Origin of the sequence: Streptomyces sp. NPDC048270 (assembly GCF_040652335.1) — a bacterium.
In the GTDB taxonomy this organism is placed as follows: Bacteria; Actinomycetota; Actinomycetes; order Streptomycetales; family Streptomycetaceae; genus Streptomyces.
Map to the genome: position 1 here is coordinate 1 of NZ_JBEZLV010000074.1, position 15,416 is coordinate 15,416.

The 15,416-nt window shown below is 74.3% G+C and carries 10 protein-coding genes; 6 read left to right on the forward strand and 4 right to left on the reverse strand.

The genetic code is table 11. The annotated features are described in order from the left end of the window. The coding region (locus AB0D66_RS32965; RefSeq protein WP_362310866.1) for a hypothetical protein at window positions 1-230 on the forward strand (230 nt) is incomplete at its 5' end. A 169-nt stretch (window positions 231-399) separates the two neighbouring features. On the opposite strand, the gene AB0D66_RS32970 is transcribed toward AB0D66_RS32965, so the two are convergent. Beyond that, on the reverse strand, window positions 400-936 hold the full coding sequence (locus tag AB0D66_RS32970; protein WP_069921218.1) for a MarR family transcriptional regulator: 537 nt from the start codon (window positions 934-936) through the stop codon (window positions 400-402). Between the two features lie 124 nt (window positions 937-1,060). Between AB0D66_RS32970 and AB0D66_RS32975 the strand changes: the two genes are divergently transcribed. Further along, on the forward strand, window positions 1,061-2,380 hold the full coding sequence (locus tag AB0D66_RS32975) for an MFS transporter (protein WP_362310873.1): 1,320 nt from the start codon (window positions 1,061-1,063) through the stop codon (window positions 2,378-2,380). Between the two features lie 97 nt (window positions 2,381-2,477). Here the strand turns inward: AB0D66_RS32975 and AB0D66_RS32980 are convergent, their stop codons facing one another. Then, on the reverse strand, window positions 2,478-4,262 hold the full coding sequence (locus tag AB0D66_RS32980; RefSeq protein WP_362310874.1) for an ATP-binding SpoIIE family protein phosphatase: 1,785 nt from the start codon (window positions 4,260-4,262) through the stop codon (window positions 2,478-2,480). Window positions 4,263-4,397: 135 nt separating this feature from the next. Beyond that, window positions 4,398-5,816 (reverse strand): NAD(P)/FAD-dependent oxidoreductase, encoded by a 1,419-nt coding sequence (locus AB0D66_RS32985; RefSeq protein ID WP_362310867.1) that lies wholly within the window; start codon window positions 5,814-5,816, stop codon window positions 4,398-4,400. Between the two features lie 339 nt (window positions 5,817-6,155). On the opposite strand from AB0D66_RS32985, the gene AB0D66_RS32990 reads away from it, so the two are divergent. Together AB0D66_RS32990 and AB0D66_RS32995 are read left to right on the forward strand one after the other, a co-directional pair. Next, window positions 6,156-6,932 (forward strand): helix-turn-helix domain-containing protein, encoded by a 777-nt coding sequence (locus tag AB0D66_RS32990; protein ID WP_362310868.1) that lies wholly within the window; start codon window positions 6,156-6,158, stop codon window positions 6,930-6,932. A gap of 199 nt (window positions 6,933-7,131) precedes the next feature. Continuing rightward, window positions 7,132-9,183, forward strand: a complete 2,052-nt coding sequence (locus AB0D66_RS32995) for a sigma-70 family RNA polymerase sigma factor (RefSeq protein ID WP_362310869.1) — start codon at window positions 7,132-7,134, stop codon at window positions 9,181-9,183. 93 nt (window positions 9,184-9,276) lie between these two features. On the opposite strand, the gene AB0D66_RS33000 is transcribed toward AB0D66_RS32995, so the two are convergent. Next, window positions 9,277-11,493 carry an asparagine synthase-related protein gene (locus AB0D66_RS33000; RefSeq protein ID WP_362310870.1) on the reverse strand — a complete coding sequence of 739 codons (2,217 nt, stop codon included), beginning with the start codon at window positions 11,491-11,493 and terminating at the stop codon, window positions 9,277-9,279. A gap of 630 nt (window positions 11,494-12,123) precedes the next feature. On the opposite strand from AB0D66_RS33000, the gene AB0D66_RS33005 reads away from it, so the two are divergent. Then, on the forward strand, window positions 12,124-13,989 hold the full coding sequence (locus tag AB0D66_RS33005) for a sporulation protein (RefSeq protein WP_362310871.1): 1,866 nt from the start codon (window positions 12,124-12,126) through the stop codon (window positions 13,987-13,989). 30 nt (window positions 13,990-14,019) lie between these two features. Then, on the forward strand, window positions 14,020-15,252 hold the full coding sequence (gene lhgO / locus AB0D66_RS33010; RefSeq protein ID WP_362310872.1) for an L-2-hydroxyglutarate oxidase: 1,233 nt from the start codon (window positions 14,020-14,022) through the stop codon (window positions 15,250-15,252). Window positions 15,253-15,416: the final 164 nt, after the last annotated feature.

A 15,416-nucleotide genomic window follows, 5' to 3' on the forward strand; every position in this document is an offset into this window, starting at 1 on the left:
TTCTGGCGTTGATTTTTGGCACGCTGTTGAGTTCTCAAGGAACGGACGCTTCCTTTGTACTCACCCTCTCGGGCTTTCCTCCGGGCTTTCGTTCTATTTTCTTGCTGTTCTTGCGTTTCCGACTCTATCAGACTCTTTCGGGCCTGACCCCCAGTCAGCGGGGTTCGTCTTCCGGGCTGTTGGGCCCTTCCGACTCCCGAACTCTAGTGGATTTCCCCGGCGATTCATAATCGGCCTTCGGAAATGAATTCGGGCACGCCGAATTCGTTCCCAGTGGGAGATCGTGCTGAGTTGGGTGCCGCAACGAGGCGGCGGGATGTTGTTGTCGCCGAAACCTTCCGGCTCCGGGGCAACTCGAAGAACCTTACGGACCGTCCGGGGTTGTGTCAACCCTGGAGGTCAGCTGGGTGACTGGAGGTCTTCCACGCGGTCCAGCAGCCGGGTGAGCATGTCGCCGAGCACCCCGCGTTCCGCCGTGGAGAGGTCCTGGAGGAGGTCCTCCTCGAAGACCGTGGCCGCGCGCATCGCGTCCAGCCACTTGCTGCGGCCCTCATCGGTGAGCTCCACGATCACGCGGACCCGGTTGGACTCGTCGCGCTCGCGCGTGACCAGCCCTTCCGCCGTCATGCGGTCGATCCGGTGGGTCATCGCCGCCGGCGTGAGCCCCAGCTGCTTCGCCAGCTCGCTCGGGCCCATGCGGTACGGGGCGCCGGAGATGACGAGTGCCTTGAGGACCTCCCACTCCGCGTTGCTGATGCCCAGGGCCGCGGTCTGCCGTCCGTAGGCGACGTTCATACGGCGGTTCAGGCGGCTCAGCGCCGAGACCACCTTCTCGACCTGGGGGTCCAGGTCCTGGAACTCGCGCTGGTAGACGGCGATCTGCTCGTCGAGGCTCGGCTCGTGGACGGGCGTAGTGCCGTCGGGGGTGTCACCCATGGTTCGAAGTATGGCACGAGCCCGTTGGCATCTAACTCCTTCGGTGTGTACTGTTAACACTTGAAGTTTAGGTATGAAGTCTTCAGTCTTCAGATATCAAGGCAGGTGAGAAGTGACCAAGGTGATGGGCGCCGCGATGCGGCGGATCCAGGCCGGGAACGCGCTGACCGCGTTCGGCATCGGCTTCACGGTTCCGTTCCTCTACATCTATGTGGCGCAGGTGCGAGGTCTGGGCTCCATGGCCGCCACGAGCGCGTTCGTGGCGTTCGCCCTGGGCGCCCTTGTCGCGCTTCCCGTCACCGGTCGGGTGATCGACCGGCGCGGTCCCGTACCCGTGGTCATCGGCGCCGCGGTCGCCGCCTCCGCGGGCGCGCTCTCGCTGGGGCTCTCCACCGGTCTGGTGCCGATCCTGCTGTCCGCCCTGGCGCTCGGCGCCGGGCAGGCCGTGATGCAGCCGGCTCTCGCCACCATGATCGTGTGGTGCTCCACGCCGTCCACCCGGACCCGGGCCTTCGCCCTCCAGTTCTTCATGCAGAACCTGGGCCTGGGCATCGGCGGGCTCATCGGCGGCCAGATCGTCGACGAGACCCGGCCCGGCAGCTTCACCCTGCTGTTCGGCATCGAGGCCGTGATGTTCCTGGTGCTCGCGGGGGTCATCGCCTCCGTGCGGATGCCGCAGGTGCAGGGGTTCAAGGACGCCATGCCGCAGGACTCGGCGCCGGCGGGCAGCGGCTGGAAGGGGCTGCTGCGGCACAAGGCCATGGTGCAGCTGTGCGTGCTCGGCTTCGTGCTCTTCTTCGCCTGCTACGGGCAGTTCGAGTCGGGTCTGGCCGCCTTCGGTACCGAGGCCGCCGGGATCTCCCCCTCCACCCTCGGGTTCGCGCTGGCCGCCAACACCGGTGCGATCGTCGTCGCGCAGTTCGTCGTGCTCCGGCTCGTCGAGAAGCGCCGCCGGTCCCGCGTGATCGCGCTGGTCGGGCTGATCTGGACCGTGGCGTGGGTCATCGCCGGGTTCTCGGGGCTCGGGCACGGCAGCGCCATGATGGCCGCCGCCGCGTTCATCACCACGTACGCGCTCTTCGGCATCGGCGAGGCCATGCTGTCCCCGACGCTGGCCCCGCTGGTGGCGGACCTGGCTCCGGAGGGCTCCGTGGGCCAGTACAACTCGGCCTTCGCGCTGGTCAAGCAGATGGCGCTGGCGCTGGGGCCGCTGGGCGTGCCGCTCGGTGCGGGGGTTCCGATGCTGTACATCGGCGTCTTCGTCGCCGTCTCGCTGGGCATCGCCTGGCTGGCGCTGCGGCTCGGCCGTCAGCTGACGCCGGTGCAGGACAACCCGTCGCTGTCCCGGGTCGTGGCGCAGGGCGGCCCGGCGGTCCCGGCCGGTCCAGCCGGTCCGGCAGCCGCGGCCGTCGTGGCCGGAGCCGCTGAGCCCGTGCGCGCGTAAGCGCCCGTAGGACCCGTACGAGCAGACGCACGGAAGGCCCCGGTCCGGTGGACCGGGGCCTTCCGTGCGTCGGAGTGCCGTTCCGGCTGCCCTTCGGCTACTTGTCCGGCAGTGCGAACTCGCACCAGACGGCCTTGCCGCCGCCCGGGGTGCGGCGGGTGCCCCAGGACGAGGCGATGGTGGCGACGATCGAGATGCCGCGGCCGGTCTCGTCGGCCGGTTCGGCGCGGCGGCGGCGCGGGAGGTGGTCGTCCCCGTCGGTGACCTCGATGATCAGGCGGCGGTCGGTGCGGCGCAGCCGCAGGTGCATGGGCGGGGTGCCGTGCTGGAGGGAGTTCGCGACGAGCTCGCTGGCGGCCAGGACGCCGAGGTCGCACAGCTCGACGGGGAAGCGCCAGGAGCTGAGCACCCCCTGGGCGAAGGCGCGGGCGCGCGGGGCGGCCTCGATGCCGCCGAGGAGTTCCAGGGCGGCGTTGTGGAAGAGCTCGGCGTCCGCTCCGGTGCGGGCGGGCTGCTGGAGGACCATCACGGCGACGTCGTCGTCGTGGTCGGCGTCGACCCCGAGGGCGCGCATGAGGCGGTCGCAGATGACGGCCGGGGTGCCCTGGGCGCCGGAGAGGGCGCGTTCGAGGGCGGCGACGCCTTCGTCGATGTCCTCGCCGCGCCGTTCGACCAGGCCGTCGGTGTAGAGGACGGCGGTGGAGCCGGGGCCGAGGGCGATGGTGCCGGAGGTGTGGAGCCAGCCGCCGGTGCCGAGCGGGGGGCCGGTGGGGTCGGCGGCGCGGCGCACGGTGCCGTCCTCGTCGCGGACGAGGATCGGGAGGTGGCCGGCGGAGGCGTAGGCGAGCAGGCCCTCGTTGGGGTCGTGGACGGCGTAGACGCAGGTGGCGATCTGGCTGGCGTCGATTTCGGCGGCGAGGCCGTCGAGCAGCTGCAGGACCTCGTGGGGCGGGAGGTCGAGGCGGGCGTACGCGCGGACGGCGGTGCGCAGCTGTCCCATGACGGCGGCGGCGCGGACTCCGCGGCCCATGACGTCGCCGATGACGAGGGCGGTGCGGCCGGCGCCGAGGGTGATGACGTCGTACCAGTCGCCGCCGACGGCGGCTTCGGTTCCGCCGGGCTGGTAGGTGGCGGCGACGCGCAGGTCGTCGGGCTGTTCGAGCTCCTGCGGGAGGAGGGAGCGCTGGAGGGTGACGGCGGCTTCGCGCTGGCGGCGTTCGCTGGCGCGGAGTCGTTCGACGGCTTCGGCGTGGTCGGTGACGTCGGCGAGGTGGATGAGGATCCCGGTGTGGGGGTCCGTGTCGCTGTCGCCGTCGGGCTCGGGGAAGTCGACCGGGGTGCAGGTGACCGTGTACGAGTGGGTGCCGCCCGGGGTGGTGCGGTTCTTGGCCGTTCGGGGCTTTCCGCTGCGCTGGACCTGGTCGAGGAGCGGGAGGAGGCCGAGCTCGCCGAGTTCGGGGAGTGCCGCGTGGGCGGGTGCGCCGGGGGTGCGGGTGCCGAAGCCGGCGATGTAGGCGTCGTTGACGTAGGCGACGCGGTGGTCGGGGCCGTGGACGAGGGCGACCAGGGCGGGGAGCCGGCCGAGGACCTCGCGCACGGAGAGCTCGTCGGGGGAGGGCACCGCGGCGAGGGCGCCGGTCCGCCGGGTGGGGGCGATGGCCGGGGTGGTGCCGGAGCCGCTGCCGGTGCCGGACACCGTGGGGGCGGCGGGGGAACCGTCGGCGGCGGGCGTGGTCCGCTCGGTTCCGGGGTCGGCGCGGCCGCCGCGGGCTGCCGGGACGGAGCCTTCACCCCGCTTGGCCTGGGCGGCGGCGTGTTCGGACCGGGCGGCGGCGCGGCGCTGCGTTCCGGGGAACCGGGCGCTCCAGCGCGTGAAGTTCACTGCGTTCAAGCCTCGTGGTGTCGCAAGTGGTCGCTGTGTCGCTCGTGGTGGGTCGCTGACTGGACGTTGTCACTCTGTGCAGGTGTGAGCCCACCTATGGTCACACGTCCAGTGTGGCCGACCGCACTGACAACGTCAGCCCTGGCTGTCCTGCGGGGGGTTGGGGGCGGGGTTCGGCGGGGGTTCCTTGGGACCGCCGCCTGCGGCGAGTTCGAATTCTGCCCTGGGGTGTTCGAGTGAGCCTAGGGAGACGATCTCCCGCTTGAAAAGACCTGAGAGGGTCCATTCCGCCAGGACGCGCATCTTGCGGTTGAAGGTGGGGACGCGGCTGAGGTGGTAGGCGCGGTGCATGAACCAGGCGGGGTAGCCCTTGAGCTTGCGTCCGTAGATGTGCGCGACGCCCTTGTGGAGGCCCAGGGAGGCGACGGAGCCGGCGTACTTGTGGGCGTACTCCGTGAGGACCTCGCCGCGCAGGGCGGCGACGAGGTTGTCGGCGAGGGCCTTGGCCTGGCGGACGGCGTGCTGGGCGTTGGGGGCGCATTCGCGGCCGGGCTCGGGGGCGGTGATGTCGGGGACGGCCGCGGCGTCGCCGGCGGCCCAGGCGTGGTCCACCCCCTCGACGGTGAGGAAGGAGGTGCAGGCCAGGCGGCCGCGCTCGTTCTTCGGCAGGTCGCAGGCGCTCAGGATCGGGTGCGGTTTGACGCCCGCGGTCCATACGACGGTGCGGGTGGGGAAGCGGGCGCCGTCGCTGAGGACGGCGACGCGGTTCTCGCAGGATTCGAGGCGGGTCTCCAGGCGGAGGTCGATGTTGCGGCGGCGCAGCTCGCGGATCGTGTAGACGCCCATCTCGGGGCCGACTTCGGGGAGGATCCGGTCGCTGGCCTCGACCAGCACCCACTTCATGTCCTCGGGCTTGATGTTGTGGTAGTACCGCGCCGCGTAGCGGGCCATGTCCTCGAGTTCGCCGAGTGCCTCGACGCCCGCGTAGCCGCCGCCGACGAAGACGAAGGTGAGGGCGGCGTCGCGGAGGGCGGGGTCGCGGGTGGAGGAGGCGATGTCCATCTGTTCGATGACGTGGTTGCGCAGGCCGATGGCCTCTTCGACGGTCTTGAACCCGATGCCGTAGTCGGCGAGTCCCGGGATGGGCAGGGTGCGCGAGATGGAGCCGGGGGCGAGGACGAGTTCGTCGTACTCGATCTCGGTGGCGCCGGTGCCCTCCTCTTCGGTGGCGAGGGTGGTGACGGTGGCGGTGCGCTTGGAGTGGTCGATGCGCCGGGCCTCGCCGATGACGATGCGGCATCTGCCGAGGACGCGGCGCAGCGGGACGACGACGTGCCGGGGCGAGATCGAGCCCGCGGCTGCTTCGGGGAGGAAGGGCTGGTAGGTCATGTAGGGCTCGGGGGTGACCACCGTGACCTCGGCTTCCTCGGATCTCAGCTTTCGCTGGAGCCGGAGGGCCGTGTACATGCCGACGTAACCGCCGCCGACGACCAGGATGCGGGTGCGGGGCGGGGGACCGGGGGCCGTGCCCCGGGAGTTAGCAGCCTTCACCATCCCATGACGCAACGTGGCCGGGAGTTTGTCCACAGGCCCGGCACATTGTGTGACCGGCGGTGGCGGTGGGGCGGGGTGGAAGCGGACCCTGGGCGGGGGTGGAGATCCGCAGGTCAGAGGGCCCGGAAGCGGTGATTCCGAGAGCACGTAACGGAAAAGTGGGGGTGAATGCTCCGATCGGGCGGTGCTCCGTCCGGGGCTGCCTCTTCTGAATTGACTCTGGCTCAACTATGTTCGTATCTCGTCGAGGAGTAGGACCGGGCCCCATGACCGTGGCCCCCTCGGCGTGAAGGCGGGGAGTGTCTCCGGGGGGAGACAGATGATTACCGGGGGAAACATATGAACATTTCCGATTTCCATGGCTCTGCGACCGCGCTCTCGGTAGAGAGCAACGGCCGCGGTATCGCGGGCGGCGGCACCACGCACGGTGTGGGCCGGTCCACGCCGCTGCGCGTCGACGCCCAGCGCAATCTGGAACACGTGCTGCGCGCTGCGCGCGAGGTGTTCGGCGAGCTGGGCTACGGGGCTCCGATGGAGGACGTGGCGCGGCGCGCGCGAGTCGGTGTCGGCACCGTGTACCGGCGGTTCCCGAGCAAGGACGTGCTGGTCCGTCGGATAGCCGAGGAGGAGACCGCCCGGCTGACCGAGCAGGCCAAGGCCGCGCTGGGCCAGGAGGAGGAGCCGTGGCAGGCGCTGTCGCGCTTCCTGCGCACCTCCGTGGCCTCGGGCGCGGGGCGGCTGCTGCCGCCGCAGGTGCTGCGGGTGGGCTCGGCGAGCGAGGACGGCGCCGAGGAGGCCGAGTCGGTGCGGGTTCCGCACCAGCGTCAGGCCGTCACCGCCGGCGGGGCTCCCGAGCTGCGCGTCGTGGGCACGCGGTCGGTGAGCGAGGAAGAGCCGTCGGAGGACGCGGGCGCGGGTGCGCTGCTCGAGGTCGTCGGCCGGCTGGTCGACCGTGCGCGGGAGGCCGGTGAGCTGCGGACCGACGTCACGGTGGCCGATGTCCTGCTGGTGATAGCGACGGCGGCGCCCGCGCTGCCCGACCCGGCGCAGCAGGCGGCGGCCTCGACGCGGCTGCTCGACATCCTGCTCGAGGGGCTGCGGTCGCGCACGGCGTGACGGTGTGACGGTGTGACCGCCGCCCGGGTGTGGTGTCCGCGCTGCCGGCTCGATCGGGCGTCAAACCGTGCGCCAGTACGGGGTTTCGTCGAACTGTGCCCGGACGAGTGGATGGCGTGCGAACGGGTTCGACGCGTGGCCGCCGTGTGACACGCTTGATCGGTGTACCGGTTGAGTGTGTCGTGCGGGGGCTTCCGCGATGGGCGTTGACGGGCGTGAAGAGTCACTCGGTGGCGCCGGCCGCGAGGTCGGGGCGGGCAGCCTCCCCGCCCGGCAGGTTCCCGCGCAGCGCGAGCCTGGCGGCCGGCACGCCGCCCCGCCCGGCACCGGGGGTGAGCTGCCCCCGTCCGACGGGGACTTGATCGCCCGGATGCGGGGCGGTGACGACGGCGCGTACGAAGAGCTGTTCCGCCGGCACGCCGATGCCGTCCGCCGTTATGCGCGGACCTGCTGCCGGGACGGGCACACCGCCGACGACCTGACCGCCGAGGTGTTCGCACGCACCCTCCAGGCGGTACGGGGCGGGGCGGGGCCGGACCAGTCGGTGCGGGCCTATCTGCTCACCACCGTACGCAGGGTCGCCGCTGCCTGGGCGAAGACCGCCAGGCGGGAGCACCTCGTCGAGGACTTCGCCGTCTTCGCGGAGCAGGCTGCCACGGGGGCGGAGGGCGGGACCGGCCTGTCGGGCCTGGCCGGGGACGACACCCTCGAACTGGGCGCGGACGTCCGGGCGATGCACGAGGCCGAGCAGTCGCTGGCCATGCAGGCCTTCCGGAGCCTGCCGGAGCGGTGGCAGGCCGTGTTGTGGCACACCACCGTCGAGGAGGCCTCGCCGAGCGCGATCGCCCCGCTGTTCGGGCTCAGCCCCAACGCGACGGCGGTGCTGGCCAGTCGCGCACGCGAGGGGCTCAAGCAGGCTTACCTCCAGGCGCATGTGAGTTCGGCGCTGAGCGAGGGCGGCGACTGCGCGCGGTACGCGGACCGGCTGGGCGCCTATGCGCGCGGCGGGCTGCGGATGCGGGCGGAGCGGGGGCTGCGGGGGCACCTGGAGGAGTGCGCGAAGTGCCGGCTGGCCGCCGGCGAGCTCAAGGACGTCAACGCGGGCATTCCCGCGCTGCTTCCGGTCGCGGTCATCGGGTGGTTCGCCGCCGGGTACGCGGCCAAGGCGGCCGGGGTGGTGGCCGGCGGGGCCGTCGCCGCGGGCGGGGCCGGGGCTGCCGCGGCCGCCACCGCTGGGTCGACCGCGGGGGCCGGAGCCGCCGGCGGTGCGGCCGGAGCCGGTGCGGCGGGTGGAGCCGGTGCTGCCGGTGGGGCCGCCGGGGCGAGCGCTGCGGGTGGGGCGGGCGGCGCCGCCGGCGGAGCCGCCGGCGGGGCCGGGTCGGGGGCCGGGGCCGGGGGCGCCGTGGTGTCCGAGGGGCTGGGGGTGCCGGCCAAGGCCGCCATCGCCGCCGGGATCGCGGTCGCGGCGGCCGCCGGGGTGGTGTTCGCCCTGGCCGGCGACGACACCGAGCCGCAGGCACAGGCGAAGCCCGCCCCCGGTGTGGCGGCGCCGGTGGTGCCGAGCGCCCCGCCCGCGCCGAGCCCGCCCGAGGAGGAGCCGCCGCCGGCGCGCAGCTCCGTACCGCCGCGGCCGCAGACCGGGCCGTCGCCTTCCGCGTCGGCTCCGCCCGCGTCCGTCGCGCCGCGGCCCTCGCCTTCCGCCTCGCCCAGCCGGGAGAAGCCCTCGCCCAGCCCGACTCCGAGCCGGACCCCGGCGAAGCCCACCCCGCCGCCCGCCCCCCGGCCCGCCGCCGGGTTCCAGCTGGCCCGGCTCGGCCACTCGGCCTACGGGGACCACGACGGCCCGGAGATCCAGACCTGGCGCAGCAGCTGGGTGTGGCAGCGCTGGGGCCTGCAGGTGGGCGATCGGCGGTTCGGGCAGGGGATCACCGTGAACTCCCGTTCCTCCGTGGAGATCGCCCTCAACCGGCAGTGCACCGCCTTCTCGGCGCGCGCCGGCGTGGACGGCCTGTCGATGCCGAGCCGGGTGTTCTCCCGGACGGATCCCGGGGGAGGCGCGGTGCGGTTCTCCGTGTACGCCGACGGGCAGCGGCTGTGGCAGTCCGAGGCCCTCGGCTACGGGGATCCGGCGGCGGCCGTGCAGGTATCGCTGGCCGGGCGCAAGACGCTGCGCCTGGTGACGGAGCAGGTCGGCCCGGGCCGCCTGCCGGTACTGGCGAGCTGGGCCGACTCGGTGGTCAGCTGCCGCTGACCGCCCGCGGCCGCGCACCCGGGGGCGCCTGCCGGGCGCCTGCCGGGCCGGCCGTCCGGGGCCGGGCTCCCGGGAGTGGCTGCGGTGCGCGGGTCAGGACAGGGCCGGGCGGTGCACGGGGACTCCCTCCGGCACCGCGCGCCGGCGGGCCGCGGTCGTGCCCGTCCAGCAGGTGCCGCGGCGGGCCAGGAGGCGGTGCAGCCACAGCTCCATGGAGACGAGTTCCGCCAGCCCGTCGAGCGGGACCGGGCGGCCCTCGGCCGCGTCGTACAGCGCCTGCTGGACGACCCGGGCGTCGATCAGCCCGGCGTCCGCGAGCAGCGGCGCGGCGAACAGGGCGAGCAGGTCGCGCAGGGCCGCGCGCAGCCCGAGCCGGGTCGCCGTCTCGTTCGGGCTGTGGGCGGTGGCCCCCCAGCCGGGCGGCAGTTCGCGCACCCCGGTCGAGGACAGGACGGTGCGCAGGATCGCGGCGCGGGCCCCGGGCTGCACGCGCAGGGATTCGGGCAGGGCGCGGGCGGCCCGGACGACCTGGTTGTCCAGGAAGGGGGCGTGCAGGCGCTGGCTGCGGACCTCCACGGCCTGTTCGAAGACCCGGTGGTCGGCGGCGTGCCGGGCGAGGACCGCGCGGGCCCGGGCCTCCCCCGGCCGCAGGGACAGGGGAGGGCGGCCGGCGGCGGCCGTGAGACGGATCGATACTTCCGCCAGCGCCTCGCCCGTCAGCCAGCCCGCCGCCGGGCCGGGCCGGGACCAGGTCAGGGCGGCCAGGGAAGCGTCCACCGGACCGGAGGCGCGCGCGGTGACCCCGCCCTCGCGGAGCCGGGCCGCGGCGGCTTCCATGCCCGCGCGGTACGTCGTACGGGCAAGTCTTCGGGCCGCGGAGTACACGGTCAGCGGGACCAGCAGGGACTCGCCGGAGGTTCCGGAGGCCGATGCCGAGCGGGCCAGCGCCGCCACCGGGCGCAGCAGGTGGCGGCGGCGGCGGTCCATCAGGAGGTCGGCCATGCGGGCGGGGTGCGCGTCGAGGACCTGGCGGGCGCCGTGGCCCGTGAAGTGGTCGGCCGAGCCGGCGGCCAGCCGGCGCCGCTCGCGGGCGGCGAAGACCAGCGAGGGGCCCGGTTCGTCGGTGAGCGGGCCGTCGAGTTCGGCGTACGGGAGGGCCTCCGCGGCGGCGGCCACCACGACGTGGTGCAGGCGCGGGTCGGCGGCGATGGCGCGGGCCCGCTCGAGTTCGTCCTCGCGGCCCTGCGGGGTGGCCAGGTCGTTGAAGGTGACCGCCAGCAGCCGGGCTCCGGCGGGGCTGCCGAGGGTGCCGGGCGCGCCGGGCAGGCCGGCCGCGAGCAGGGCCAGGGTCGCGGAGGCGCTTCCGCCGGAGAGGTCGGCGCCGACCCCGGGCACCGGGCCGCCCCGGGCCGCGCGCCGGTCGGCGGGGCCCATGCCGGGTACCGGGCCGGGATCGTACGGCGGCGCTGTGTCGGGGGCATGGCGGGGCGCCGTGAGCCGGGCGCGCACGGCATCCACCAGAGCTTCCCGTACGCCCTCCACCGCCCGGTCGGGATCGGCCTGCGGCCCGGCCACCGCGAGCGAGGCGACGGGCTCGTAGCCGGTGATCTCGCGGGAGCCCTCGCGCAGGATGAGCGCGTGCCCGGGCGGGATGCGGCGGACCCCGGCGTACGGTGTGCCGTCGCCCAGTGCCTCCGGGCTGTCGGGGCAGGCGAGCAGTGCGGCGAGATGGCCGATGTCGAGCTGCGCCTCGATGAGGTCGGCGAGCGGGAGGGCGGCCGTGGCGTAGGCGGTGCCGCTGGCCCAGGGGGTGTAGAAGACGGGCCGGGCGCCGGCGAGGTCGCCGACGATGGTGATCCTGCGGCCGACCTGGACCACGGCGGTGTAGCTGCCGGACCACTGGGTGAGGTGGCGCAGGGCTCCGCCGCGGGCGGCGTAGAGGGCCCTTCTCAGCTCGGCGTCGGTGGCTCCGCAGCAGCCGAGGACGGCGAGGCGGGTGAAGGGGTCGGCCGGGTCGGCGGTGAGGGTGCGGATCTCGTCGGGGCGCCAGTCGCCGACGGCCCAGAGCGGGTCGGGGTCGCCCCAGAGCAGTTGGGAGCCGACGGGGTGGACGGTGCGCTCGGCGTCCGCGCCGGGGTCGCCGGCGTGGGCGGCGTCCGCGATCCCGCCGTGCGGCGGGGCGCCGCCGCCCGGGTACCCGGCATCGGGGTGACCCCGCCCGCCGGAGCCGTTCGCGGGTCCCTGACCTGCGACGCGGCCGACCGTGCCGAAGCTCGCGGCGATACTGCTCCAACCCACCAACCAGCGCACCGCCGCCTCCCCAGCCTGTGGGCACATGACCGGGGCACGGGCAGCACGGTCGGCGCTGAGGGCGCGGTCGGCGGGACCCCGGGTGGCTCGGGTCCATGCTGCCACGGGACAGGCGTGCGAGAGTGGTTAAAGGGGGCGCACATGCAAACGAACACGCCCCCGCCACGCGGTATTTGGCGTTCCGTTCCCCCCGCCCCATAGGTCGCTTTCAGCCATTCTTCGGCTGTCCTGGGAGTCGTCGGGGGCCGTCGGCTCCCGGTGCGCGGGCGCGGTCCGGGAGGCGGAATCCGCCCCCCGGACCGTTCCGCCACCCGCGGGGATTGAGGTAGCGGCATCCCCCGGCCCGCCCGATCCGCGCAGCGGGCCGACCCACGCACCGAACATCGAATCGCCGGACCCGCGGACCGGCCAGAGCGCACGGGCGGGCGCACGGCCACACGGGCGGAGCACGCGGGGAGACGTGCGCCCCGGACGCCGGGCCGGGGCGGACTGTGCAAACGGACAACAATCCCGCCATACGGAAGTCGGGGCCTTAACGCTTGGGAGGCGGGGAACTACGCTGGGTTTACGAAATGCCGGGAGCCTATGCCCCGGCGGCGTCTGCGTTCCGCGTGTGACGAGGGGTGGCGCATGTCCAGGGAGCTCCGCGAGCCCAATGAGAAGCTCGGCGCCGTCCTCGCCCTCGCGGGCATCAGCAACGCGGGGCTGGCCCGGCGGGTCAACGACCTCGGTGCTCAGCGGGGCCTGACGCTTCGGTACGACAAGACGTCGGTGGCCCGCTGGGTGTCGAAGGGGATGGTGCCGCAGGGCGCCGCGCCGCACCTGATCGCGGCCGCGATCGGCGCGAAGCTGGGGCGGCCGGTGCCGCTGCACGAGATCGGGCTGGCGGACGCGGACCCGGCACCGGAGGTCGGGCTGGCCTTCCCGCGCGACGTGGGGGCGGCGGTGCGGTCGGCCACCGACCTCTACCGGCTCGACCTGGCGGGCCGGCGCGGCGGTGGCGGGATCTGGCAGTCCCTCGCCGGTTCGTTCTCGGTGGCGGCGTACGCGACACCGGCCTCGCGCTGGCTGATATCTCCCGCCGACGGCTCGGTGGCGCGCGAGCCCTCGGGCGCGGGCGGCTCGGCACCCGGCGGCTCAGCGCCCGGCGGCTCCGCACTCTCCGGCTCAGCACCCACCGGCTCCGCGCGCATGGGCTCGGCCCGCTCGGCGGTGACCCCCTCGGCGGTGACTTCCTCGGCTCAGGACGTGCCGGTGCACGACCCACCGGCGGGCGGCTCGCCGGCACGCAGGGCGCCGGGCTCGGGGGCGGCTGCGGGCACGGCCGCCGGGCAGGCCGCCGTGACGGCCGGCGGACCGGCACCGGGAACGGGAACGGCATCGGGAACGGGAACGGCACCGGGAACGACACCGGGAACGGCTGGACCGAGCACCGGGCCGAACGCCGGACACCACGCTGCTGGGCCGGCGGCCGGTCCGACGACCGGACCTGTGACGGGTGCGGCGGGAAGCCTGTCGGCTCCGCCGTCCACCGTTGTGCCCGCCCAGCCCGGCACCGAAACGCACCGTGACCACAGCCAGCGGGTGGGCCACAGCGATGTGGCCAAGCTGCGCGAGGCCGCCGAGGACGCCCGCCGCTGGGACTCCAAGTACGGCGGTGGGGACTGGCGTTCGTCGATGGTGCCCGAGTGCCTCCGGGTGGACGCGGCGCCCCTGCTGCTGGGCTCCTACACCGACGAGGTGGGGCGCGCCCTGTTCGGCGCGACCGCCGAGCTGACCCGGCTCGCCGGATGGATGGCCTTCGACACCGGCCAGCAGGAGGCGGCCCAGCGCTACTACATCCAGGCGCTGCGCCTGGCCCGGGCGGCCGCGGACGTCCCGCTCGGCGGCTACGTCCTGGCCTCGATGTCCCTGCAGGCGACCTACCGGGACTTCCCCGACGAGGGCGTGGACCTCGCGCAGGCCGCCGTCGAGCGCAACCGCGGCCTGGCCACCGCCCGCACCATGAGCTTCTTCCGGCTCGTCGAGGCCCGGGCCCACGCGAAGGCGGGCGATTCCGCGGCCGCGGGAGCCGCGCTGCGGGCGGCCGAGGGCTGGCTCGAGCGGGCCCGGGCCGGCGACCCGGACCCGACCTGGCTGGGCTTCTACTCGTACGACCGCTTCGCGGCGGACGCGGCCGAGTGCTACCGCGACCTCAAACTGCCGCGGCAGGTAAGGCGTTTCACCGAACAGGCCCTGTCCCGGCCCACCGAGGAGTATGTACGGTCACATGGGCTGCGGCTGGTCGTGAGCGCGGTCGCCGAGCTGGAGTCCGGCAACCTCGACGCGGCCTGCGCGGCGGGCACCCGGGCGGTGGAGGTGGCGGGCCGGATCTCCTCTGCGCGGACGACCGAATACGTGCGGGACCTGCTGCACCGCCTGGAACCGTACGGGGACGAGCCGCGGGTGGCGGAGCTGCGCGAGCGGGCGCGGCCGCTGCTGGTGGCCCAGGCCTAGGGGCCGCGTGGCCGCGTTGTCGGTGGCGGGGTGCAGTATGCAGGGGTGGGAGGTGTCAGCGTGGGCGGCGGCGTGGACTGCGATGTGCTGGTGATCGGTGGCGGGATCGTCGGCCTGTCGACGGCTCATGCCCTGTCACGGCTGGCTCCGGGGACCAGGGTGGTCGTCCTGGAGAAGGAGACCGGCCCGGCCCGGCACCAGACGGGGCGCAACAGCGGGGTGATCCACAGCGGGATCTACTACCGCCCCGGGTCGCTCAAGGCGCGCTTCGCGGTGCGCGGCGCCGCAGAGATGGTCAAGTTCTGCGCCGAGCACGGCATCCCGCACGAGGTGACCGGCAAGCTGATCGTCGCCACCGAGCGCGAGGAGCTGCCGCGGCTGCACGCGCTGGTGCAGCGCGGCCGGGAGAACGGCATTCCGGTGCGCGAGCTCGGCCCGGCGCAGATCTCCGAGTACGAGCCGGAGGTGCGGGGCCTGGCCGCGATCCACGTGGGCAGCACCGGCATCGCGGACTACGGGCGGGTGACGGCCCAGCTGGCCGAGTCCTCGGGCGCGGAGATCGTCTACGGCGGGGCGGTGGACCTGATCTCCCGCCGTCCCTCGGCGGTGGCGGTCCGCACCACGGCCGGGCTGGTGGTCCGCGCCCGGGTCCTGGTGAACTGCGCGGGCCTGCAGTGCGACCGGATCGCCCGGCTGGCCGGCGACGACCCGGGCATGCGGATCATCCCCTTCCGCGGGGAGTACTACGACCTGGCCCGTCCCGAGCTGGTCCGCGGGCTGGTCTACCCGGTCCCCGATCCGGCCTTCCCCTTCCTGGGGGTCCACCTGACCCGGGGCATCGCGGGCGGCGTCCACGTCGGGCCGAACGCCGTGCCGGCGCTGGCCCGCGAGGGCTACGCCTGGTCCACCGTCCGCCCGCGCGACATCGGCTCCGAGCTGGCCTGGCCGGGATCCTGGCGGATGGCCGCGCGGCACTGGCGGTACGGGATGGGCGAGATCCACCGCTCGCTGTCGAAGCAGGCCTTCACTCAGGCGGTACGGCGCCTCCTGCCGGCCGTGACCGCGGCGGACCTCCACCCCGCTCCGGCCGGGGTGCGCGCGCAGGCCGTGCTGCGGGACGGCACGCTGGTGGACGACTTCCTGATCAAGGACGCCCCGCGCACGGTGCACGTGCTGAACGCGCCCTCGCCGGCCGCCACCGCGTCCCTGCCGATCGGCCGCGAGATCGCCACCCGCGCGTTGCGAACCCTCGGCTCGGCCTGAGCGGCCCGGGCCCCGGCCGACCTGCCGCCGTCCGGCCGCCTCCGCCCTGCCCTCGGCCGGCCCCGGCCGGCCGCCGTCCTGCCTCCGTCCGGCCGCCGCCCCTACCCCGAGGACTTCACCGGCCAGCCGCCCGCTCAACACGGCCCGGTCAGCCAGCTCATTCC